At 41.2% G+C, this 22922-nt stretch carries 17 protein-coding genes; 10 read left to right on the top strand and 7 right to left on the bottom strand.

Annotated elements, in window-relative coordinates; translation table 11 throughout:
- Positions 1 to 30: 30 nt before the first annotated feature.
- Genes KTI79_RS04935 through KTI79_RS04915 form a run of 5 tightly spaced genes read left to right on the top strand, consistent with a single transcriptional unit; the run spans position 31 to position 5274 of the window.
- The gene (locus KTI79_RS04935) at positions 31 to 1314 is read left to right on the top strand and encodes an MFS transporter (RefSeq protein ID WP_199937256.1); all 1284 of its coding nucleotides are present in this window, start codon (positions 31 to 33) and stop codon (positions 1312 to 1314) included.
- 47 nt (positions 1315 to 1361) lie between these two features.
- Positions 1362 to 2030 carry a 3-oxoacid CoA-transferase subunit A gene (locus tag KTI79_RS04930; protein ID WP_000608696.1) on the top strand — a complete coding sequence of 223 codons (669 nt, stop codon included), beginning with the start codon at positions 1362 to 1364 and terminating at the stop codon, positions 2028 to 2030.
- The gene (locus KTI79_RS04925; RefSeq protein WP_032053616.1) at positions 2030 to 2683 is read left to right on the top strand and encodes a 3-oxoacid CoA-transferase subunit B; all 654 of its coding nucleotides are present in this window, start codon (positions 2030 to 2032) and stop codon (positions 2681 to 2683) included. Before KTI79_RS04930 ends, KTI79_RS04925 begins: the two co-directional genes overlap by 1 nt.
- 38 nt (positions 2684 to 2721) lie before the next feature.
- The gene (gene dcaP, locus KTI79_RS04920) at positions 2722 to 4038 is read left to right on the top strand and encodes an outer membrane trimeric porin-like protein DcaP (protein WP_032053617.1); all 1317 of its coding nucleotides are present in this window, start codon (positions 2722 to 2724) and stop codon (positions 4036 to 4038) included.
- Positions 4039 to 4056: 18 nt separating this feature from the next.
- Positions 4057 to 5274, top strand: a complete 1218-nt coding sequence (locus tag KTI79_RS04915; RefSeq protein ID WP_032053618.1) for an MFS transporter — start codon at positions 4057 to 4059, stop codon at positions 5272 to 5274.
- 20 nt (positions 5275 to 5294) lie between these two features.
- On the opposite strand, the gene KTI79_RS04910 is transcribed toward KTI79_RS04915, so the two are convergent.
- Positions 5295 to 5744 carry a PaaI family thioesterase gene (locus KTI79_RS04910; protein ID WP_079284144.1) on the bottom strand — a complete coding sequence of 150 codons (450 nt, stop codon included), beginning with the start codon at positions 5742 to 5744 and terminating at the stop codon, positions 5295 to 5297.
- A gap of 306 nt (positions 5745 to 6050) precedes the next feature.
- On the opposite strand from KTI79_RS04910, the gene KTI79_RS04905 reads away from it, so the two are divergent.
- Positions 6051 to 7853, top strand: a complete 1803-nt coding sequence (locus KTI79_RS04905; protein WP_032053619.1) for an acyl-CoA dehydrogenase C-terminal domain-containing protein — start codon at positions 6051 to 6053, stop codon at positions 7851 to 7853.
- A gap of 196 nt (positions 7854 to 8049) precedes the next feature.
- Complete coding sequence (locus tag KTI79_RS04900) at positions 8050 to 8853, top strand: thioesterase family protein (RefSeq protein ID WP_032053620.1); 804 nt, start codon at positions 8050 to 8052, stop codon at positions 8851 to 8853.
- Between the two features lie 59 nt (positions 8854 to 8912).
- On the opposite strand, the gene KTI79_RS04895 is transcribed toward KTI79_RS04900, so the two are convergent.
- The gene (locus tag KTI79_RS04895) at positions 8913 to 12395 is read right to left on the bottom strand and encodes an indolepyruvate ferredoxin oxidoreductase family protein (RefSeq protein WP_032053621.1); all 3483 of its coding nucleotides are present in this window, start codon (positions 12393 to 12395) and stop codon (positions 8913 to 8915) included.
- Between the two features lie 204 nt (positions 12396 to 12599).
- Here KTI79_RS04895 and KTI79_RS04890 point away from each other — a divergent pair, with 204 nt between their 5' ends.
- Positions 12600 to 13541, top strand: coding sequence for a LysR family transcriptional regulator (locus tag KTI79_RS04890; protein ID WP_032053622.1), 942 nt, complete (start codon positions 12600 to 12602; stop codon positions 13539 to 13541).
- Between the two features lie 250 nt (positions 13542 to 13791).
- On the opposite strand, the gene KTI79_RS04885 is transcribed toward KTI79_RS04890, so the two are convergent.
- From KTI79_RS04885 to KTI79_RS04865, 5 genes are read right to left on the bottom strand one after another with little or no spacing between them, the layout of a single operon-like run.
- Entirely contained in the window at positions 13792 to 14694 is a 903-nt protein-coding gene (locus KTI79_RS04885; RefSeq protein WP_032053623.1) for a hydroxymethylglutaryl-CoA lyase, read from the bottom strand.
- Complete coding sequence (locus KTI79_RS04880; protein ID WP_086375736.1) at positions 14691 to 16682, bottom strand: acetyl/propionyl/methylcrotonyl-CoA carboxylase subunit alpha; 1992 nt, start codon at positions 16680 to 16682, stop codon at positions 14691 to 14693. Before KTI79_RS04880 ends, KTI79_RS04885 begins: the two co-directional genes overlap by 4 nt.
- Positions 16683 to 16693: 11 nt before the next feature.
- Positions 16694 to 17497, bottom strand: coding sequence for an enoyl-CoA hydratase/isomerase family protein (locus KTI79_RS04875; RefSeq protein WP_032053625.1), 804 nt, complete (start codon positions 17495 to 17497; stop codon positions 16694 to 16696).
- Positions 17498 to 17506: 9 nt separating this feature from the next.
- Complete coding sequence (locus KTI79_RS04870; RefSeq protein ID WP_086375735.1) at positions 17507 to 19108, bottom strand: carboxyl transferase domain-containing protein; 1602 nt, start codon at positions 19106 to 19108, stop codon at positions 17507 to 17509.
- A 24-nt stretch (positions 19109 to 19132) separates the two neighbouring features.
- Positions 19133 to 20305 (bottom strand): isovaleryl-CoA dehydrogenase, encoded by a 1173-nt coding sequence (locus KTI79_RS04865; protein ID WP_032053627.1) that lies wholly within the window; start codon positions 20303 to 20305, stop codon positions 19133 to 19135.
- A 144-nt stretch (positions 20306 to 20449) separates the two neighbouring features.
- Here KTI79_RS04865 and KTI79_RS04860 point away from each other — a divergent pair, with 144 nt between their 5' ends.
- On the top strand, positions 20450 to 21067 hold the full coding sequence (locus KTI79_RS04860; RefSeq protein WP_002114305.1) for a TetR/AcrR family transcriptional regulator: 618 nt from the start codon (positions 20450 to 20452) through the stop codon (positions 21065 to 21067).
- A gap of 110 nt (positions 21068 to 21177) precedes the next feature.
- Entirely contained in the window at positions 21178 to 22872 is a 1695-nt protein-coding gene (locus tag KTI79_RS04855; protein WP_086375734.1) for an AMP-binding protein, read from the top strand.
- The last annotated feature ends 50 nt before the right edge of the window (positions 22873 to 22922 follow it).

Raw genomic sequence — 22922 nt, 5'->3', positions numbered from 1 at the left:
ATGCCTCATGTTCCTTCTGAGGATATGGACATGACAACAGAAACAGTTACCCAAAATACGGCTAGCAGTGAAGCTATCCAGACACCAAAAAAGATTTGGATTACCGCATTTATATTCGCTTTTTTAACATTGTTGTGTGATGGGGCAGACTTAGGTTTTTTGGCATTGAGCCTAACCAGTCTTAAAACAGAATTTCATTTGACGGGTGTACAAGCTGGAACACTAGGCAGCTTAACGCTTTTTGGTTCCGCTGTGGGTGGTTTGATTGGTGGCTGGGCGTGTGACCGTTTTGGGCGGGTTCGCATTATTGTGTTCTTTATTGCTTATTCTTCAGTTTTAACCAGTGCGCTGGGTTTTACTGATTCTTATATGCAATTTGCAGTTTTAAGAACATTTGGAGCGATGGGCTTAGGTGCACTTTATATTGCCTGTAACATTCTTATGTCTGAAATGGTGCCAACGAAACACCGTTCTACCGTTTTAGCAACGCTGATGACAGGTTATACCCTAGGTTCTTTATTGGCGACATTACTAGCAGGTCATATTATTCCTGAACATGGCTGGCGTTTTCTATACTGGATTGCAATTACGCCTGTGGTTTTGTCAGTTTTGATGCACTTTTGCGTACCTGAACCTGAGTCTTGGAAAAAAGCGCGTCAATTAAAAGCGCTAGAAGTCGCTCAAAGCAACCAACCTAAAAAACGCCAAAACCCATATCTTGAAATTTTAAGAGATAAGAAACACGGCACCATGTTTGTTCTTTGGATTATTAGTACTGGGGCATTGCAGTTTGGTTATTACGGCGTAAGTAACTGGTTACCGGCTTATTTAGAGTCTGATCTTGGCATCAAGTTTAAAGAAATGGCCATGTATATGGTCGGTACTTTCCTAATTATGATGTTTGCCAAAGTGATTGCAGGGATCGTTGCCGACAAATTAGGGCGCCGCGCTGTATTCGCTTTCGGAACCATTGGTACAGCCTTATTTATTCCGGTCATTGTCTATTTAAATACACCAACCAATATTTTATGGATGATGCTGTTCTTCGGTTTCCTTTACGGTATTCCATACGCAATTAATGCCACCTATATGACAGAAAGTTTCCCGACTTCTATTCGAGGCTCGGCAGTGGGTGGTGCTTATAATATTGGCAAAGTACTTTCTATTTTCTCTCCATTAACAATTGGTTTTCTATCGCAAAACGGTTCTATTGGCTTAGGACTCTTGGTGATGGCTGCGGCTTATTTTATCTGCGGTGTAATTCCATTGTTATTTATTAAAGACCGACTATTTAACCCGCAAAAGGCAGAGTGACAGATCAATCTGTCACCTTAAATTAAGGATGAAAAGGGACAAGTGAGATGATAAATAAAATCACCAGTGACATTGAACCAATTTTAAAAGCTATTCCTGATGGGGCAACCATCATGACAGGCGGGTTTGGTGTGACGGGTCAACCTGCTGAATTAATTGAAGCCTTAATCGATTTAGGAAAAAAAGAACTCACCATTGTAAATAACAATGCGGCCTCTGGTGATCGTGGTTTAACTAAGCTCATTATTGCTGGCTGTGTTAAAAAAATGATTTGTTCATTTCCAAAATCTGCTGGATCAACCGTTTTTCAAGACTTATATAGAGCGGGAAAAATCGAGTTGGAACTGGTTCCGCAAGGTAATTTGGCTTGTCGTATTCAAGCCGCAGGTGCTGGTCTCGGTGCTATTTTTACTCCGACTGGGTATGGCACTAAAGTTGCCGAGGGCAAAGAAACTCGCACCATCAACGGTAAGAACTATGTGCTTGAATATCCACTTGAAGCTGATTTTGCACTGATTTATGCCGATAAAGCTGACCGCTGGGGCAATTTAACTTACCGTAAAGCAGCTCGTAATTTTGGCCCAATCATGGCAAAAGCCGCCAAGACCACGATTGTTCAAGTGAATGACACCGTAGAGCTAGGAACGCTTGACCCTGAGTGCATTATTACACCAGGAATTTTTGTTCAGCACGTTGTAAAAGTAGGAGATATCTAATGTCAGTTCAAAAGCGTTCTCGTGAAGATATTGCCAAACTCATTGCCAATGACATTCCGGAAGGTTCTTATGTCAATTTAGGAATTGGCTTACCGACCAACGTTGCTAAATTTTTGCCAAAAGACAAAGAAATCTTTTTACATTCGGAAAATGGGGTTTTGGCTTTTGGCCCACCACCACAACCGGGTGAGGAAGATCAAGACTTAGTGAATGCCGGAAAAGAACTTGTCACTTTATTAGATGGTGGATGTTTTATGCATCATGGTGACTCATTTGACATTATGCGTGGCGGCCATCTGGACATTTGTGTGATTGGTGCATTCCAAGTTGCGGTAAATGGAGACTTAGCAAACTGGCATACCGGTAAAGCAGATGATGTACCCGCGGTCGGCGGTGCTATGGATTTGGCAGTCGGTGCAAAAACGATTTATGTCTATATGGAACACGTCACTAAAAAAGGTGAACCCAAAATTGTAAAGGAAATTACATATCCAATGACGGGTGAGCAGTGTGTAGATCGTATTTATACAGATTTATGCATTATTGAACTCAAAGACCAAAAAGCTTATGTCACAGAAATGGTCGAAGGCTTAAGTTTCGAAGAATTACAGGCAGTCACAGACTGTGAACTAATCGATGCACGTGTAGCCTAAATTACACACGGAAAAAATGCTTCTTTAAGGATTAAAAGATGAAAAAATTAATTTTAGCTGCAGCTTGCGCTGCGGCTTCAGGGACTATTTTTGCAAATTCTTCAGATACCACAGAACAAAGAATCAATTTGCTAGAAACCGAGCTGCAAAAATTAAAAGCAGAACTTGCTGCTCAGAAACAAACTCAAAATAATTTACAGGTCAAACAGGTTAAGATCGAAGAGAACATTGAAAAAACTAAAGCAACGGTAACAGAAAAGCCTGTTGCTCCTTCATGGGTCACTTGGACAGATAATGTGAAGGTTTACGGTATTGCACGTGTTGATGCAGCGGTTGATTTTAAATCATCACCTGACTCGGGCGGTAGAACAACCAGCAGTCTATACCGAACACCTTTTGAAAGTGAAAAGCGTTCAAATCATGCGCGCTCTGATGCCATGATTAATGCCAGTCGACTCGGTGTTTATTTTAATAGCCCAAATAAAGCTGTGACGGGAAATATTGAAGCCGATTTCTTTGATAGCTCAAACATGGGAACGGGAGATGGTAAATTCCGTATCCGTCATGCATTTTTTACCTATAAAGATTGGACCTTTGGTCAAACATGGTCACTCATGTCTAACATGGAAACTCGTACAGAAGCTGTTGATTACACCCAATTTGTGGGAACCTCTTATACGCGTACTCCTCAAATTCGCTATGACTGGAAAATTGATGGCAATAATGATTTAAAAGTAGCTTTGGAATATACAGGTTCGAGAGTCTCGGCATTTCCAACTTTAACGGGTCGCTATACTTTTAAACAAGGTCCTTTAACAGCACTTGCGCAAGGCTTTATTAATGAAAAGTCTACAGATGTCGCAACTGCCACGGTGAAGAAAGTAAGTTGGGGTGCCGGAGGCGGCTTAAAATATCAACTCACGCCACAACAATCGGTACAAGCAAATTATCAATATATTGTTGGTGATCAAAAATTTATGCCGTATACCACCCAAAGTGGGTTGGCAAATTCAACAAGTTTAAATGCCGCGGGTGATTTCTCTTTAAACGAAGACAAAACAGATTTGGTTATGAATAAGTTGAATAGCATCAATATTGGTTATTCATATAAATTTAATGAGCAATGGCGTGCAAACTTATCGGCTTCAATGTTTGATTATGATGATGATACGGCTTATGCCAAACTCAACCCAGATGCTAATAAACGCTTAACGGACTACGCAGCTAACGTCTTTTATTCACCGATTGAGCAAATGGATATTGGTATGGAATATCATCAAGGCAAACGAGAAGTATTTGATGGCAGAACCGCTGATGTATCACGCGTAAACTTTGTATCGATGTATAAATTCTAAAATGGGACGTAATTAAAAATGGAAAAAATAGTTGAGCCCAATGCAGAAAATATACTGTCAAAAAGCTTTATTTTTATCATGGCAATGACATGTGGAATTTGTGCGGGTTCAAACTATTATAACCAGCCCTTAATCTATTCGATTGCTGAAGCATTAAAAGTTAATGCTGATCAAGTCGCTTTAACTATTGTGATTAGCCAACTGTCATATGCAGTTGGCCTTTTTATATTAGTTCCTTTAGGCGACTTTTTTGAAAAGCGCAGTTATATTTGCTTGCTCATGTGCTGTACGGGGCTTGCACAAGTAGGGCTATCCTTAAGTCAAACCTTGCCAGCTTTATATGGCTTTACCTTTTTAGCCACATTCTTTTCAATTGCGACTCAAGTTTTAGTTCCTTTCGCCGCAGGTTTAGCTAGTCCAAAAAAAAGTCCTCAAGTTGTAGGCACTCTCATGAGTGGTTTGTTTTTGGGAATATTATTGGCACGCTCTATTGCAGGCTTACTTTCTACAGTCTGGTCTTGGCATGCGGTTTATTTAATTAGCGGAATTGTCATTTTAGTGTTTGCTTGGGTGATGTGGGTGAAGTTACCAGTTGCGCGTAAGTCTCATCAACTTAATATTCTACAGATTTATGGTTCACTATTTTCATTAGCTGTTCATCAGCCTCATTTACTACGCCGTGGTTTTGCTGGTGGAATTGGCTTTGGAATTTTGGCCCTCATTTTTACCACCATGACTTTTATTTTAGCGAATGAGCCTTATCACTTTAATGATTTCCAGATTGGTTTATTTGGAATCGTGGGCTTGGCTGGCGTATTTGCGACTCCTTGGGCAGGTAAGAAAATTGCGGCAGGGCTTGAAAATAAAATTGCATTGATTTGCATGGGCTTATTAATAAGTGCATGGATACCGCTATTTTTTGCGCAGCAGTCTTTGGTGGCCTATGCTGTTGGTGTGATCATGGCGTACTTTGGTTTGTCGGCATTTCATGTTTTGAACCAAAATCTGGTCTACCGAATCTCGGCCGAGGCCCGTTCCCGTATTAATTCAATTTATATGACTTTATATTTTGGTGGAGCCGCCTTAGGTTCTTTTATTGCAGTTTATGCATGGAAACATTGGGGATGGGAAGCATGTGCTGCTTTAGGTTTGGCGATGGCAATGGTGAGTTTTATGATTGATCGCTTAGATTTTTATGAAATGAACAAGATTGCAAAACAAGAAAAAGCTCCATAAACAGGAGCTTCAATATTTTATTATTTGCGAATAATCATTAAGGTTGCCGAAGCAAAAGCATACACTTTGCCGTTCTCATCTACGATTTTTCCTTCGGTACTAATAATGTTACGGCCTGCGTTAATCAACTCGGCTGTCGCATAGTACGAAGTATCAACTTGCATGGGACGGATCATTTTTACATTTAAATCAATAGTTCCATAACCAACGCCATGTTCAAGTAATGTATGAGCTGCGCTGCCTGTTGCTGTATCTAAAGCTGTGGCGCAAAAGCCGCCGTGTACACCGCCTTGTATATTTCTATGTTCTTTGCGAGGGGTAACTTTATAAGTTGCTTTACCTTCGGAAACTTCAACGAGTTCCATTGGTATGGTGTGAGCCATAGGTGACGGAGAAACTTCACCATTTTTTAAAGCGGTTAAAAACTCAAGACCTGTGTATTTCGGGCTTTCCATAAATCGTCCTTGGATGATTAAGCAGTCTAATCAAGATACTACAAATTGTTTTTTTACGGAATAAAATTTTGCAATACAAAATTTAAATTTATTCTGATTAAGCAATGTTAATTACTTTTAATACTATATTTTTATTTTAAAACATGAATTTATGTCTTATCTCTATTTTTGAGTTACGATAATTTTATTAAATTAGTGAAAATATATTTTGCTATAAGAAATTTTTTGATATTTTGGTGAGATTGAAACAATAAAAGTCCATTTTTAAGGAAAAATGATATCTGCCCATGACACAGGCAGTGAGGTGAAAGGAAAAAAACTATGCCTTTATACAAAGCTCCATTACGCGATATGCAATTTGTACTGCATGAAATGCTTCAAACAGAACAAAACTATCAAGGTTTAAGTAAATATCAGGAAAGCGTAAATCGAGAATTAATTGATCAATATTTAGAAGCAGCAGCAGATTTTTGTGAAAATGAGTTGGCACCGATTAATCAAAATGGTGATCAGGAAGGCTGTCATTTAAATCAAGGCGTAGTCACAACGCCGAAAGGTTTTAAAGAAGCCTACCAAAAATATGCTGAGCTAGGTTTTACCTCGTTAACGGCCGATCCGGAATATGGTGGGCAAGGCTTGCCTACATTGCTGCGGATTGCTATTTCTGAAATGTTATGTGGTTCTAATTGGGCTTGGGCGATGTATCCCGGCTTGTCTCATGGCGCAATGAGAACCATTGAGCATCATGGTACTGAGCAACAAAAACAGCAGTATTTGACTAAACTTATTAGTGGCGTCTGGACCGGAACGATGTGTTTAACCGAATCACATGCGGGTTCGGATCTTGGATTAATTAGAACGAAAGCAGAGCCAAATCCTGACGGTAGTTACTCCATTACGGGTGAAAAGATTTTTATCTCGGCGGGTGAGCATGATCTTTCTGAGAATATTATTCATATTGTTTTAGCCCGTCTGCCTCAGGCACCCGCAGGGACCAAAGGTATTTCTTTATTTATTGTTCCAAAATTTAATGTGAGTGACGACGGTCAGGTGCTGGACCATAATAAAGTCGTTTGTAGCGCGATTGAACATAAAATGGGGATTCATGGCAATGCCACTTGTGTACTTAATTTTGATGGTGCTCAAGGCTATTTGATTGGACCTGAAAATCGCGGGCTCAATTGTATGTTTACCTTTATGAATACCGCACGCATTGGAACAGCTGTACAAGGGCTTGCTGCTTCTGAAATTTCATTTCAAGGCGCATTAAGTTATGCCAAAGAGCGCCTTGCCATGCGTTCGCTATCTGGTCCTCAATATCCTGACAAAAATGCCGACCCAATTATTGTGCATCCCGCTGTACGTGCGATGTTAATGACCCAAAAAGCGTTTTCTGAAGGTGGTCGTGCACTGGCTTATTTTCTGGCTCAGCATGTCGATATTGTGGAAAGTTCAAATGATCAGGAACAGCAAAAACACTCCGATGAATTACTAGCTTTTTTAACGCCAATTGCCAAAGCTTTTTTAACAGAATCAGGCAATGAGTCTGCAAAGCATGGCGTTCAAGTATTTGGCGGCCACGGCTTTATTGTTGAGCATGGCATGGAGCAAATTGTACGTGATGCGCGTATCTCAACATTGTATGAAGGAACAACAGAGATTCAGTCTCTAGATCTACTGGCACGTAAAGTCCTCAAGTCAGAAGGTAAACTTCTAAAAAATATGACCGATCTAATGGATCAATTTATTGGTCAACAGCAATCCAATGAAGTCTTGAAACCTTATTTAGAAAAATTAGCTGAGCTTAAGCAGCAATGGCTGTCACTGACCAAAACGATTGCCGACAAAGCAAAACACAACCCTGAAGAAATAGGGGCCGCTTCGGTGGATTATCTTTATTTTTCTAGTTACGTCTTGTTCGCTTATTTATGGGCGCGAATGGCACAAGTTGCCTATGAAAAATTAGAATCGGGTACACAAGAGGAAGCTTTTTATAAAGCAAAATTAACTACTGCTAAGTTTTTCTATCAAAAGCTTTTGCATCGTACACAGAGCCATGCCGCTTCTATTGAGTCTGGAGCTGAATCTGTGATGGAGCTTGATCAAGATGCTTTTGCTTTTTAGTGAATGGTAAGTTCTAGAATCGCTGGGTGAAATTGACATGCGAAATTTTACCTAGTGATTAAATTTGTAATTTTAGACTCATCAGTTTTTGGTAGGAAAAACCAGTTGAGCCAATGAAATAGAGGGTTAACATAAGCATTAAAACGTGAATTTTCATCAAATATTAAAGTTGTATAAGGACTAAGGAAAGAAAATCATGAATGCTTATTATCAATTACTGAATAGAACAATTGGTCCTCAAGGTGAAGTCATTGCTCATTATTGCTCAACTGTCCATGCACAAGGGGCTTGGAACCCTCATGAACAGCATATGGCACCTGCAAGTGGTGTCATCGCAGCAGAGTTAGAGCAATTTTCACCACGACAAGATATGCGAATTGGTCGAATTAGTTTTGATATTTTTGGTTTGATCGCTTTTGGTGAATTTACGATTAAGACACATGTGATTCGTGCCGGTAAAACCATTGAACTGATTGAAGCTGAAATGCAAGCACAAGGTAAAACTTGTATTGTGGCTAGAGCATGGCGTATGTGTACTCAAGATAGTTCCGATATTGCGGGGCTTGAAGATCAGCCAGTTCATCATCCAGATACCTTTACCGAATGGACGGGCATGAAAAGATGGCCGGGTGGTTTTATCCAGACATTAGTCACTAAAACTAATGATCAACATCGTGCGGGAAAAGGTATTGTTTGGCTCAATAATGATATTGAAATCGTGGAAGGGCAACCGACCACAGATTTTGCGCATTTAATTGGTATGATCGATGCCGCAAACGGCATTGTACCAAGACAAGAAGGTGAATTTACGTGGGGCTTTCCAAATCTTGATTTACAAATCCACATGCACCGCTATCCGCAAGGGAAATGGCTAGGTTTGGAAACCGTTCAGCAATATGGTTCGGATGGCATTGGTTTAACCAGTGCAGTTTTACATGACGTGTATGGTCCATTTGGACGAAGCGAGCAGATTTTGACTTTACGTAAAATGGCTAAATAAATTTTTGAGCCAATAAAAAGTCATCCCTCAGGATGACTTTTTATTTTGATATTTAATTTTTAGTTACGGACTTTGAGCAGTGTTGGTGTAAGTTCATCCCAACGTTGTTTTGCAGCGTCCATTCCTTTCATTTTGATATGACCATAACCGCGGACTTCTGCTGGTAATTTTGCAATTTGCTCAGCAACTGCCAAGTTATGATTGTCTGGTGCTTCAACAAGTGCTTCAACAAATGCGATGTAACGATCACGCCATGCTTGTTCGTGTTGACGTTCTTCTTGACGTGCAAATGGGTCAAGGAAAGTTTCACGAAGCCATTGTAAGCGAGCAAGCATCATCATTGGGAAGCGCATCCAGTAACCAAACGCACGTTTACGGACATTTTTCAGACCACCAAGCAACGCTGGCGGAGCAAGATGATACGTTAAACGTAAGCCTTTACCGAATTGGGTTTCAATTGATTCTTTGAAGCTTTTACCTGTTAGTAGACGTGCAACTTCATATTCATCTTTATATGCCATGACTCTATAAAGCTGAGTTGCAATCGTACCTGTTAACTCTTCTGGTAGTTTTTTAGCTGCCAGCTCTACAAGTGTACGGTATTTAGCTGCATAAGCTTCATTCCAGTAGTCTGTTAAACGAGCAGAACGGTCTTCAACAAGTTCAGCTAAAGTTTGCGGAGTTTTAGTTTTTGGCATTGCAGCAACTAAACGTGCAGCTAAAGTTGGGTCACTTGCAAGATGACAACCCACGCGGAAAGCTTCTAGGTTCTTTTCAACAGCAGTACCATTTAAGCGAATTGCTTTTTCAATGCTTTCACGCAGTAATGGAATACGTCCAGATTGCCATGCCATACCGAGTAATAACTGGTTGGTATAGATTGAATCACCTAAGAGCTGAGTTGCAATGCGAGCCGCTGGCAGAGAAACCAGTTGACCTTGACGAACGCGACCACGAAGACGATCAATTAAATCACTAATAGGCGCATACCAGTCACGAGATTTAATAAACTCAGAAGTAGGAGTGCTGTCTTCATTCACAATAACTAAAGCATCATCTTTTAAGCGAGATAGAGCAGCGCTACCACCAGCGACTACAGCATCTGCACCGATGAGTAATTCACATTGTCCTGCCGGAATTTTGGTAGAAGAAATTTGTTCATCAGTTGCTGCAAGTTGAACGTATGAATAAACCGTACCACCTTTTTGCGCAAGACCTGCCATGTCCATAACACGTGTTGCTTTACCTTCGAGGTGAGCCGCCATACCAAGCAGTGCACCAATAGTCACAACACCTGTACCACCAATACCACCAACCATAATACGACTTGGAACATCATATAACTGAGGAATAACTGGGGATGTTGGCCAACCTGCACCAATACCTTCAAATTTAGCAGGACGTTTCATATCACGTGTATGAACAGTCACAAAACTAGGGCAGAACCCTTCGGCACAAGTGAAGTCTTTATTACAGCTACTTTGGTTAATTTGACGTTTAGTACCTAAAGCAGTTTCTACTGGTTCAATAGATAAACAGTTTGATTTTTTCGAACAGTCGCCACAGCCTTCACAAATATCACTGTTAATGTATAAACGCTCAGCTGGGTCAGGGTAGACGTCACGTTTACGGCGACGACGTTTTTCACTGGCACAGGTTTGTACATAAATTAAAGCGGTTACGCCTGAAACTTCACGTAACTCGCGTTGAACTGCGTCGAGCTCATTACGGTGGCGAATTTCTACGCCCGGTGCAATGCCGTCTTCTTCGTTTAATAATTTAACTTCATCCGTCACGATGACTTGTTTTTTAATGCCTTCGGCAGCAAGCTGACGAGTTAACTGGGCAACGCTCAAATGTCCATCTACATGCTGACCACCTGTCATAGCGACTGCATCGTTGTAGAGGATTTTGTAGGTAATATTGGTTTTTGCAGCGATAGACTGACGGATTGCTAAGTAACCTGAGTGGAAGTAAGTTCCGTCACCAAGGTTAGCAAAAATGTGTTTTTCATTTGTAAAAGGCGATGCACCGACCCAGCTTACGCCTTCACCGCCCATTTGAGAGAACGTTTCGGTACCGCGGTCAAGTGAAACGGCAATATAGTGACAACCGATACCGCCTAATGCACGGCTACCTTCAGGAACTACGGTTGAAGAGTTATGAGGGCAACCACTACAGAAATAAGGTTTACGTTCTGCAAGATCAATAACACGTTTTGATTCTTGCTCTGCTTTTAATAGTAAGTCGATTCTGCTTTGGATTTGTGTTTTTAAGCTTTCTGGAATATCGAGTTTTAAGAAGCGAGCAGCCAGCATTTTTGCAATAGGTTCAGGCTGGTACTCATAGTGACCAATAAGCGGCGCTTCTTCAATAGAAGTACTCCATTCACCTTTGCCGTCAGTTGCTTTACCAATGACACGAGGACGTTTGCCATCAGGCAGTGAGTACAGCTCATCTTTAATTTGTGTTTCAAGAATTGGACGTTTTTCTTCAATAACGATTAGCTCTTCTAAACCTTCGGCAAATTCACGAATGCCTTGTGGTTCTAAAGGCCAAATCAGACCAACTTGATAAACACGTAGCCCAAGCTGTTGGGCAGTTTCATCTTCAATACCTAAAATGCGTAAGGCTTCAATGGTATCTAAATAACCTTTACCACTTGCGGCAATACCGACACGGGCATTTTCACAAGGCCATGTAACAGTATTGATTTTATTGGCACGGGCATAGGCCAAAACAGCAGGTAAGCGATATTTATAAAGGCGTTCTTCTTGTTGGATACCATGGTCTGGCCAACGAATATTAACGCCGTCGGCAGGAAAAGTAACATCTTCTGGTATAACCGGAGTAACACGGTCTAGGTCGACATGAACAGAAGCAGAAGTTTCCACAATTTCACTGACCAACTTCATTGAAGACCAAACGCCAGAAAAACGTGAAACGGCAATGGCATGAACACCAAAGTCTAAAATTTGTTGAACGGATGTTGGATAGAAAATTGGAATACCACAACCAATCATGACATGTTCAGACTGGTGAGGGATTGTAGAAGATTTACATGAGTGGTCATCACCAAATAAAGCAACGACACCACCACGTTCAGAGGTACCAGCTAAGTTAGCATGGCGGAGCACATCGCCTGAACGATCAACACCTGGGCCTTTACCATACCACCATGAAGACACTCCATCATATTTACCTTGGCCTGAAAGGTTAACTTGTTGGGTACCCCAAATTGCGGTAGCAGCCAAGTCTTCGTTTACACCAGGTTGAAATACAACATTATGGGATTTAAGTAATCCTTGAACTTGCCAAAGGAAACTATCATAGTTACCAACAGGAGAACCGCGATAACCAGAAATAAAACCAGCAGTATGATAACCATTCATCGCGTCACGGCGAGTTTGGGCAAGAGGCAACCGAACAAGTGCCTGAATGCCGGTCATATATGCTGTACCGTTATCACTTACATATTTATCTTCAAGTGACACATCCTTTGTTGCAATAATATTTGGAGTGACTTTTGTAGCTATATTCATTTATATCTCCTTAGAATTTTTAGTAGCTCGGACTACTTTCTTTTTTCAACATCCAGTTGAATATTTGGAGCAAGTGACATACGAAATAAAAAAAGATCGGTTCCTCTTCTTAAAAAGAATTAGTGCCAATGTATGTACATTTAGTCATTGTGGTTGAACTAAACTGGTGCAACAATCCGTAATTTAGGAAAACATATTTACGTTATGCGCAAAAATCTCGATGGTGGACTATTGCATGCAATGCATGCATTCCTGAAAGTGATTGATAGCGGGAGTTTCACAGCAGCAGCTGAGCAGATGGATCTGACCACAGCACAGGTTTCACGTCTTATCAGCGAGCTAGAAACACGCTTAGGTACAAAATTAATACAACGCTCAACGCGCCAGCAGGCACTGACCGATATTGGTGCGACTTACGCAGAACGCTGTCGCCAAGTCATTTCAATGGTGGATGAAGCAGAGTCGGAAGTGACAGGAACGGCATCTAAACCCAAAGGACGTTTACGTGTGTTAAGCATGGGAAGCTTTGGACATCATTATGTTTTTCCAGTGATGGCCGAATTTTGTAAGCATTATCCTGAACTAACCGTGGAATATACGACTTCACAGTACGTTCCAGACTTGTTGGCAAAAGGGGTGGATGTCAGTCTTTATCTCACTGAATCTTTAACAGACTCCCGTTTTGTTGCACGCAGAATTGGCACTATTTTTTCTGTTTTATGTGCTTCACCTGCGTACCTCGAGAAACACGGTGTACCGAATTCTCCAGAAGACTTAAAAAATCATGCCTGTTTACGCTTGGTAAACCCGTCTATTACGCCAGATTGGCACTTGTTAAATACAAGTGGTGAGTCTTACCAAATCGACATTGGCGGGCAACTCATTGCAGATAACCCTGAGTTATTGTTAGATGTGGTGCAACAGGATATGGGGGTCGCGTTATTGCCGATGTTTTCGGCTTTAGACGCGGTTCAAAATGGAAGATTATGTCATATCTTGTCTGAGTGGCGTTCGCCCGATATTGGAGTTTATACCTTATTGCCTTCACGCCATTTTATTGATGCCAAAACACGCGCATGGCTGGATTGGGTAGAAGAATATATTTCTCCAAAAATTGAAATGGATGCATCTTATTTTTATAAATAATGAGATAAATTTTTTAAGGACTAAAATAGAAAAGGATGAAGAATAATACGGATTAGAATAAAAATAGGGTAGAAAATGCTTCTTTTGAAAGAGGCATTTAATACAGAGATGAACAATAAATTTTAAAAAAATTGCATGAGAGATTGTGTCCCAATTCCTGAACAGAATGAGATAAAGATGAGATAGGATGATCTGGTACTTTGCCTAATATTCAGCTTTATACCAGATGCTGAGCTATTTTAATTTATGACTATGCACACTTGGTTTGCCAATACGCATTTGCATAATTCGATAAGCTTTTTCGGTTTAATACATGGCTAATATTTTGGCTGGCTTGCATCAATTTTTCTAAATTAATGCCAGTTTCAAAACCCATGTGTGACAGCAAATAAAACAAATCTTCGGTTGATACATTGCCAGAGGCGCCTTTGGCATAAGGGCAACCTCCAAGTCCTGCAAGAGACGAATCAAAAACACGAATACCTTGCTGTAAAGACTGATAAATATTGGCAATTGCCATGCCATAGGTGTTGTGGAAATGCCCAGCTAATACCTTGCTATCGAGTTCAGCAAGGCAGGCTTGCCATACCTTTTGAACACGATCTGGTGTTGCGGTGCCAATGGTTTCACCTAAAGACACTTCATAGCAGCCCATGTCATAGAGTCGTTTAACAACTTTCACCACTTGCTCAGGTGCAATTGCGCCTTCATAAGGGCAATCGACTATACAAGAGACATAACCGCGTACACGGATATTATGTGCTTTTGCAGCAGTCATGACATCGCTAAACTTCTCAAAGCTTTCGTCAATTGAGCAGTTAATATTTTTACGGGTAAAGCTTTCAGAAGCTGCGGTAAACACCGCAACCTCTTTGCATCCTACCGCTTGAGCAGTTTCAAAACCTTTGATATTGGGGGTGAGCAGGCTAAATTGCACATCGGTTGTTTGGGGTAATAACTTAAATAGCTCGTCACTTTGGGCCATTTGCGGTACCCATTTTGCCGAAACGCATGAACCGACTTCAATAGATTTCAGACCTGCATTAATCAGGTCATTAATAAAGTTTAAGCGTTGTTCGACGGTTAAAGCCTGCTTTTCGTTTTGGAGGCCATCTCTGGGACCGACCTCCACGATTTTGACAAACTCAGTCATGCAACTTCCTCCTGAGCAGGCTGAAATTCCACAAGCTCGTCGCCAGCTTTGACCTGATCACCGACTTGGAAGTAAGAATCTACAATCACGCCATCTTTAGGCGCACGAATGGTATATTCCATTTTCATGGCTTCAAGTGTCATTAAAATATCGTCTTTCTTCACGCTATGATTTGCACTCACCAAAACTTGCGTGACCACACCCGGCATTGGTGCTTTTAAGTGACCTTCATCGGCTTGGCTATCTGCTTGATTAAAGTCTTGGCGAATATAAGCAAACTTATAGCTTTGTCCGTTTTGGAACAAGGTAATGCCTTGCTGACTTTGGTTAAAAGACAGCTTTTGCTGAGTTCCACTAATTTGAACAGAAGCAGTATGTGCATCAATCAATTGACCAGAAATTGGGTAGCTTTGACCGTTATATTCTGCGGTGAAGCCATCTTCATTTGAGGCAAATTTGATTTGAATATTTTGGTTTAAATAATTTAATTTAATACTGTGCTGATAGGTAATATTTAAACGCCAAAGCGGCTGAGCCTGCCAAAGCTGTTTTTGGCTTGAGCTGTTGTTATTAAGTTTACTTAAAAACTCAATAAATGCTGCTGCCACCACCAGTTCAGGTTTGATATCTTCTGGGCTAAACAAGAAGTTTTGTTCACGTTGAATCAGGTTGGTATCAAGCTTGGCTTGTTTAAAAGACTCACTGCGTACAATTTTTTCAAGAAAGGCAATGTTGTTGCCTAAGCCATCCACATGGAATTGGCTTAAAGCATTTTGCATTTGAATAAGTGCAGCTTCACGGTTTTTACCCCATACAATGAGTTTGGCAATCATAGGGTCGTAATACGTCGTGATTTCATCGCCTTCAACAATACCGCTGTCTACACGCACATATTGGTTTTGCGTTGGGTAATGCAAATAGTCAATTTTTCCGATTGCAGGTAAAAAGCCTTTTTCAGGTTCTTCAGCGTAAATACGTGCTTCGAGTGCATGTCCGTGAATTTTTAATTCGTTTTGTAGTTTAGGTAAAGGTTCGCCATAAGCGACACGAAGTTGCCATTCGACCAAGTCTTCACCTGTAACCATTTCAGTGACAGGGTGCTCGACTTGCAGACGGGTATTCATTTCCATGAAATACGCTGTACCGTCTTGTTCTACAATAAACTCAACCGTACCTGCGCCAACGTAATTTACGGCGCGTGCAGCATCAATTGCCGCTTGGCGCATTGCATCGAGCTTCTCGCTTGGCATTTGTGGAGCAGGGGCTTCTTCTAACACTTTTTGGTGACGGCGTTGTACAGAACAGTCGCGTTCAAACAAATGTACGTAGTTGCCATGTGTATCGCCAAACACTTGCACTTCAATATGGCGCGGTTGAATCACATAACGCTCAATTAAGACGTCATCATTACCAAAGCTTGATTTGGCTTCACGTTTACAAGAGGCTAAGGCATGCAGAAAGTCTTCACTGCGTTCAACCAGACTCATGCCTTTACCACCGCCGCCAGCACTGGCTTTAATTAAAACAGGATAGCCAATTCGGTCTGCCTGCTGTTTTAAAAAGTCGGCATCTTGGTTAGTTCCGTGATAACCCGGTGTTAAAGGAACACCTGCTTTTTCCATTAAAGCTTTAGAAGTCGCTTTTAAGCCCATTGCTAAAATGGCATCCACTGGTGGCCCAATAAAGCAAATGTTGTGTTGTTGGCAAGCGAGCGCAAACTGGTCATTTTCAGAAAGGAAGCCGTAGCCCGGGTGAACCGCTTGGCTGCCTGTTTCAATCGCTGCTTGAATAATACGGTCGGCTTGCAAATAACTTTGAGTTGCAGGGGATTGACCAATATAAACCGCTTCATCTGCAAGTTTGACGTGTTGTGCATTTGCGTCTGCATCTGAGTAAACGGCAACTGTTCTAATACCTAATTTTTTAGCTGTACGAATCACACGGCAGGCAATCTCGCCACGGTTCGCAATTAAAATCTTTTCAAACATGATGATCGTCCTTAATTGTTGTTATTCGAGTTAGAAACCCAAGCAGGCTGTTGCTTATTTAAAAAGGCACTCAGACCTTCTTTTGCCTCGCTGCCTTGACGAACTTGAGCAATATGATGAGCTGTCTGTTGCAGCAAATCATTGCTCATGGTCTGGTTGCTCACCATTTGAATGAGTTGTTTTGAGGCCGCTTGAGCGTGCGGACCACCGAGTAATAGAACATCAATAATTTCTTGAACTTTTTTATCTAAATCTTCGGCATCTGCTACCTCGTGTGCCAAACCAATTTGTTTGGCTTCATGTGCTGAAATTCGCTCGGCAGTTAAGAAGTAACGTGAGGCTTGTCTTGCACCAATCGCACGAATTACATAGGGGCTAATGGTAGAAGGAGCAAGACCTAAACGAACCTCAGAAGTTGCAAACTTGGCATCAGTGCTGGCAATGCAAATATCACATGCCGATGCCAAACCCATACCACCACCAAAAGCAATCCCATGCACGCGGGCAATGGTCGGTTGCTTAAGTGTTGCAAGTGCATCAAGCATTTGCGCAAGTTTTAATGCATCTGCTTCATTTTCTGCTGAAGATGCTTGACCTGCCTGTTTCATCCAGTTGAGGTCGGCACCTGCCGAAAAGCTTTTGCCGCGACCAGCTAGAACCACAACACGAACATCATTACGTGTATTGATTTGTTTAAAGCAGGCATGTAGTTCTTCAATGACGATTGTATTAAAAGCATTGTGCAATTCAGGGCGGTTCAGCCAAACATAGGCAACCTGACCTTGTTGTTCGAGTTGTAAAAATTGATAGCTCATATACACCTCTTACATGCGGAACACGCCAAATTTGGTCGGCTGGATTGGGGCATTCATGGCCGCAGCCAAACTTAAACCAAGTACTTGGCGAGTTTGCGCTGGGTCAATTACACCATCATCCCAAAGTCGGGCAGAAGCATAATACGGATGGCCTTGGCGCTCGTATTGTTCACGAATTGGTTGTTTAAATTCGTCTTCTTGTTGCGCTGACCACTCGGCACCTTTTTGCTCAATCTGATCACGTTTTAAAGTCGAAAGTACACTTGCGGCTTGTTCGCCGCCCATCACTGAAATACGAGAGTTCGGCCAAGTCCATAAAAAGCGTGGTGAATAAGCACGTCCACACATACCGTAGTTACCTGCACCAAATGAACCACCAATAATCAAGGTGAGTTTTGGTACATTTGCAGTGGCAACTGCCATAACCAATTTGGCGCCGTTTTTTGCAATCCCTTCATTTTCATACTGGCGGCCAACCATAAAGCCCGTAATGTTTTGTAGGAATAACAAAGGAATATTGCGCTGAGTACATAGCTCAATAAAGTGCGCACCTTTTTGTGCAGACTCTGAAAATAAAATTCCGTTATTGGCAATAATGCCGACTGGCATACCATAGAGTGAAGCAAAACCGGTAATCAGTGTTGAACCAAAACGTGCTTTAAACTCGTCAAAACGAGAGCCGTCTACAATACGGGCAATCACTTCACGTACATCAAAAGGTTTACGTGCATCACTTGGAACTACGCCATAGAGTTCTGATGCATCAAACAATGGTTCATCAACTTGTTTATTTAAGTCGTTTGGCTTTTTATTTAAGTTAGCAACAATGTTTCGTGCAATCGCAATCGCATGTTCATCATTTTCAGCTAAATGGTCAGCTACACCCGAAAGCCGTGTATGCACATCACCACCACCTAAATCTTCACTACTCACGACTTCGCCAGTCGCAGCTTTTACAAGAGGAGGGCCACCTAAGAAAATCGTACCTTGATTACGGACAATAATGGTTTCATCAGACATGGCTGGTACATAAGCACCACCTGCGGTGCAGCTACCCATCACCACAGCAATTTGGGCAATACCAAGGCTCGACATACGTGCCTGATTATAGAAAATACGCCCGAAGTGATCACGGTCTGGGAAAACCTCATCTTGCATTGGTAAATACGCACCGCCTGAGTCCACCAAATAAATACAAGGCAAGTGATTTTGTTCAGCAATTTCTTGTGCGCGTAAATGCTTTTTAACCGTTAGGGGATAATACGTTCCACCCTTAACCGTTGCATCGTTGGCAACGATCATGCAAGTTACGCCGTTGACTTGACCAATACCTGCAATCACACCCGCAGCAGGAACATCATCTTCATAAACGTTGTACGCTGCCAATTGACCAATTTCTAAAAATGCCGTGCCGACATCAATCAGTTGATCAATACGTTCACGAGGTAAAAGTTTGCCTCGAGCCAAATGTTTTTGACGGGCATTTTCACCGCCGCCTAAAGCAATACGCTGGGCAACTTGTTTTAGATCTGTGACCAATGTTTGCATGGCTTGCTGGTTTGTTTTGAAGTCTTCGCTTCGAACATTAATCTTGCTTTGTAATTGGTTCATAAGATGCGTCCTTATTTATAATTATTATTTGGTTTCATTGAAAAGTTCGCGGCCAATCAGCATGCGGCGAATTTCAGAAGTTCCTGCACCAATTTCATAAAGTTTTGCATCGCGCCATAAACGGCCAGCAGGGAATTCATTGATATAACCATTACCGCCTAAAGTCTGGATTGCTTCACCCGCCATCCATGTTGCTTTTTCAGCAGCATATAAAATGGCACTTGCGGCATCTTTACGTAGGCTGCGGTCATGATCCGCTTTGTCACAGGCAGCACCAACAGCATAGACAAGAGCTTTACATGCCAACCATGTTGAATACATATCGGCAAGTTTGCCTTGCATAAGCTGGAATTCACCTAAAGCTTGGCCAAACTGTTCACGTTGATGTAAATAAGGAATCACGACATCTAAACAGGCATCCATAATGCCTAAAGGTCCGGCACTCAAAACTGCACGTTCATAGTCCAAACCACTCATCAGTACTTTTGTACCGTTACCAACACCACCGAGTACGTTTTCAGCAGGCACTTCTACATTGTCAAAGAACAGCGGGTAAGTGTTAGAGCCACGCATACCGAGTTTGTCTAAGTGGTTGCCGTGACTAAAGCCTTTCATCCCTCTTTCAACTAAAAAAGCAGTCATACCTTTCGCACCAGCTTGCGGATCAGTTTTGGCGTAAACCACGAGTACATCTGCATCCCCGCCGTTGGTGATCCACATTTTTGAACCATTTAAAACGAAGTGATCACCTTTTTGTTCGGCACGTAATTTCATGCTAACGACATCTGAACCTGCATTTGGTTCAGACATTGCAAGGGCACCCACATATTCACCGGAAATCAATTTTGGTAAATACTTTTGTTTTTGCTGCTCGTTACCGTTACGGTTAATTTGGTTTACACATAAATTAGAATGAGCGCCGTATGACAGGCCAATAGATGCCGAAGCACGAGAAATTTCTTGCATGGCAATAATATGAGCTAAATAACCCATATTGGCACCGCCATATTCTTCAGAAACCGTCATGCCTAAAAGGCCCATATCTCCGAATTTTTTCCAGAGATGTGCAGGGAATTTGTTGTCTTGATCAACTTGTTGGGCAATTGGTGCAATTTCTTTTGCACAAAATGCTGCCACTGAATCTTGAAGCGCAATTAAAGTTTCATCTAGACCGAAATTCAAGCTGCGTAGGTTCATGATATCTTCATCCTATTGGTTATATTTGTTGTCCATAAAATATTTTGTGGGTATTTGATAATTACCATACAATGATTTTTTAAAAAAGTGAATACTGATTCATAAAATGATTTACAATTCATTTTATTTGTTAGAGAATAAATTATGAGCTATAAACGATCATCTTTAATGCAAGAGCGGATGGAACAAAATCGTAAGTCGATTTTGAGTTCAGCCAGAAAGTTAATTTCAGAGGGAGGGTTTAAAGACGCGCAAATACAAACAATTGCAGAGCAAGCGGGCGTATCTAGTGGTCTGGTTTATCGTTACTTTGATAATAAAAGCCAAGTGCTGATTGAAGTTTTGTCCGAAGCCATTAATACGGAACTATTGGTGATTGACTCAATTACCGAAAGTGACTTATCGGCAAAGCAGAAATTACACAAGGCTGTGGCAACCTTTGTAAAACGGGCACTCAATAGTCCTCAGCTTGCATATTCACTCATGTTTGAACCTGTCGATTCAACGGTTGAACATGAGCGTTTTCGTGTGAAGCAATTGATTAAACAAAGTATTAAAAAAATACTTGCGGATGGAAATGCAAGTGGTGAGTTTGTCTTGGATGATTTAAATACAGCAGCACTATGTGTTGTCGGTGCCATGACCTATGTGGTGGTTGAACCTCTAGACCCAGCTCAAAATACAAAGTTTGATCATGCGCATAAAGACTATTTTTCAAAACAGATTGCTGATTTTTGTGTAGATGCTGTGCAGAGGAAATAGAGCATATAAAGGATAAAACAACACAAAGAAGGCGGTTTAGAAAAATAGTTGCAGTAACAACAATTAGATCAGGTAAGAAGAGAATTAGAAGAATCAAGGAGAATGATTCAATGCAACAAGAACGGTTAAGCTACGCCTCGGGACCAAGCACACAGCCCTTATTGGGTATGACCATTGGTGAACAATTTGATCAGGCTTGTCGGCAATATGCTGAAAAGGAAGCAATCGTTAGTTTTCATCAAAACAGACGATTAACCTATAAAGCTTTACAAGATGAAGTAAATGCTTTTGCTTGTAGCCTTTTAAAATTGGGATTAAAAAAAGGAGATCGATTAGCGATCTGGTCGCCTAATTGTGTGGAATGGACCATTACGCAGTTTGCAGCTTTTAAAGCAGGGATTATTTTAGTCAATCTAAATACAGCTTATAAAAGTCATGAGCTTGAATATGTGTTGAATAAGGTCTCATGCAAAGGATTGATTATTGCTTCTCAATTTAAAACGACGGATTACCAAGAATTACTCACAAAAATTGCCCCTGAGTTAACCACCTGTACAGATAAAGTGCTCAGTTCAGAACGACTGCCACATTTAAAATTTGTTATTAAAATTGATGATCAACAGCATACAGGTATTTATCGTTTTAGTGATTTACTAACTACACCAACTTCTGAACAGCTAGAACAATTAAAACAATTAGCCAGACAGCTCCAGTTTGATGAAACCATTAATATCCAATTTACCTCAGGTACAACAGGTAACCCGAAAGGGACCATGTTAACCCATCATAATATTTTAAATAATGGTTATTTTGTCGGTGAAGGCATTCGTTTAACTCCTCAAGATAAAGTCTGTATTTCTGTACCGTTGTTTCATTGCTTTGGCATGGTCATGGGGAATCTAGCCTGCGTTACACATGGGTCAACCATGGTCTATCCATCGGCTGTATTTAATCCTTTGGAAACTTTAAAAGCGATTCATCAAGAACGTTGTACGGCAGCTTATGGTGTACCAACCATGTTTATTGCCACCTTAGAGCATGAACAGTTTAGTGAGTTTGATCTGTCGAGCTTAAGAACAGGCATTATGGCAGGTAGTCCTTGTCCAAGAGAAATTATGCAGCGTGTTATAGACCGCATGCATATGTCTGAAATCACCATCTGCTATGGTATGACTGAAACCTCGCCAGTGAGTGTACAAAGTTCGGTAAATGATTCGATTGATAAGCGAGTAAGCACAGTTGGACATGTTCATCCGCATGTTGAAATTAAAATTGTCGATTTAGAAGGGCAGATTGTTCCGCAAGGGACTTTGGGTGAGCTATGCGTTCGCGGTTATTCAGTGATGGCTGGCTATTGGGGTGAAGAAGAAAAGACCAAAGAGGTCATTGATGCTGCGGGTTGGATGCATACAGGTGATATTGCCGAAATGGACCAAGACGGTTTTATTAAAATTAAAGGCCGTATTAAAGATGTAGTAATTCGTGGCGGGGAAAATCTCTTTCCAAAAGAAATTGAAGACTTTTTATACACTCATCCAGATGTGAGCGATGTCCAAGTCATTGGCTTGCCAGATGCCAGATATGGTGAAGAACTCTGTGCTTGTATTATTTTGCATGAACATCATCAAATTGATGAAGACAGCATTCGCCAATTCTGCAAAGAGCATATTTCTCATAATAAAGTGCCGCGTTATGTCCGATTCTTTAATGAGTTTCCAATGACTGCTTCAGGCAAAGCCCAAAAGTTTAAATTGCAGGAAATTATGCGAGCTGAACTTAACTTAACGGGAAATGTCTTTGACTAAAGAAGTCGAAAGCCCATTCAAAGTGCAGCAAACTATAAATTGAAAGGTAG

Origin of the sequence: Acinetobacter sp. WU_MDCI_Abxd143 (assembly GCF_025514195.1) — a bacterium.
Lineage (GTDB): Bacteria > Pseudomonadota > Gammaproteobacteria > Pseudomonadales > Moraxellaceae > Acinetobacter > Acinetobacter pittii_H.
This window is presented reverse-complemented; position numbering and strand designations above follow the sequence as displayed.

Coding starts and splice junctions, on each gene's coding strand:
- KTI79_RS04860 (WP_002114305.1), top strand. CDS start 20,450: ATGAGCTATAAACGATCATCTTTAATGCAAGAGCGGATGGAACAAAAT.
- KTI79_RS04885 (WP_032053623.1), bottom strand. CDS start 14,694: ATGACTGAGTTTGTCAAAATCGTGGAGGTCGGTCCCAGAGATGGCCTC.
- KTI79_RS04895 (WP_032053621.1), bottom strand. CDS start 12,395: ATGAATATAGCTACAAAAGTCACTCCAAATATTATTGCAACAAAGGAT.
- KTI79_RS04925 (WP_032053616.1), top strand. CDS start 2,030: ATGTCAGTTCAAAAGCGTTCTCGTGAAGATATTGCCAAACTCATTGCC.
- KTI79_RS04915 (WP_032053618.1), top strand. CDS start 4,057: ATGGAAAAAATAGTTGAGCCCAATGCAGAAAATATACTGTCAAAAAGC.
- dcaP (WP_032053617.1), top strand. CDS start 2,722: ATGAAAAAATTAATTTTAGCTGCAGCTTGCGCTGCGGCTTCAGGGACT.
- KTI79_RS04900 (WP_032053620.1), top strand. CDS start 8,050: ATGAATGCTTATTATCAATTACTGAATAGAACAATTGGTCCTCAAGGT.
- KTI79_RS04865 (WP_032053627.1), bottom strand. CDS start 20,305: ATGAACCTACGCAGCTTGAATTTCGGTCTAGATGAAACTTTAATTGCG.
- KTI79_RS04935 (WP_199937256.1), top strand. CDS start 31: ATGACAACAGAAACAGTTACCCAAAATACGGCTAGCAGTGAAGCTATC.
- KTI79_RS04905 (WP_032053619.1), top strand. CDS start 6,051: ATGCCTTTATACAAAGCTCCATTACGCGATATGCAATTTGTACTGCAT.
- KTI79_RS04875 (WP_032053625.1), bottom strand. CDS start 17,497: ATGAGCTATCAATTTTTACAACTCGAACAACAAGGTCAGGTTGCCTAT.
- KTI79_RS04890 (WP_032053622.1), top strand. CDS start 12,600: ATGCGCAAAAATCTCGATGGTGGACTATTGCATGCAATGCATGCATTC.
- KTI79_RS04880 (WP_086375736.1), bottom strand. CDS start 16,682: ATGTTTGAAAAGATTTTAATTGCGAACCGTGGCGAGATTGCCTGCCGT.
- KTI79_RS04870 (WP_086375735.1), bottom strand. CDS start 19,108: ATGAACCAATTACAAAGCAAGATTAATGTTCGAAGCGAAGACTTCAAA.
- KTI79_RS04855 (WP_086375734.1), top strand. CDS start 21,178: ATGCAACAAGAACGGTTAAGCTACGCCTCGGGACCAAGCACACAGCCC.
- KTI79_RS04930 (WP_000608696.1), top strand. CDS start 1,362: ATGATAAATAAAATCACCAGTGACATTGAACCAATTTTAAAAGCTATT.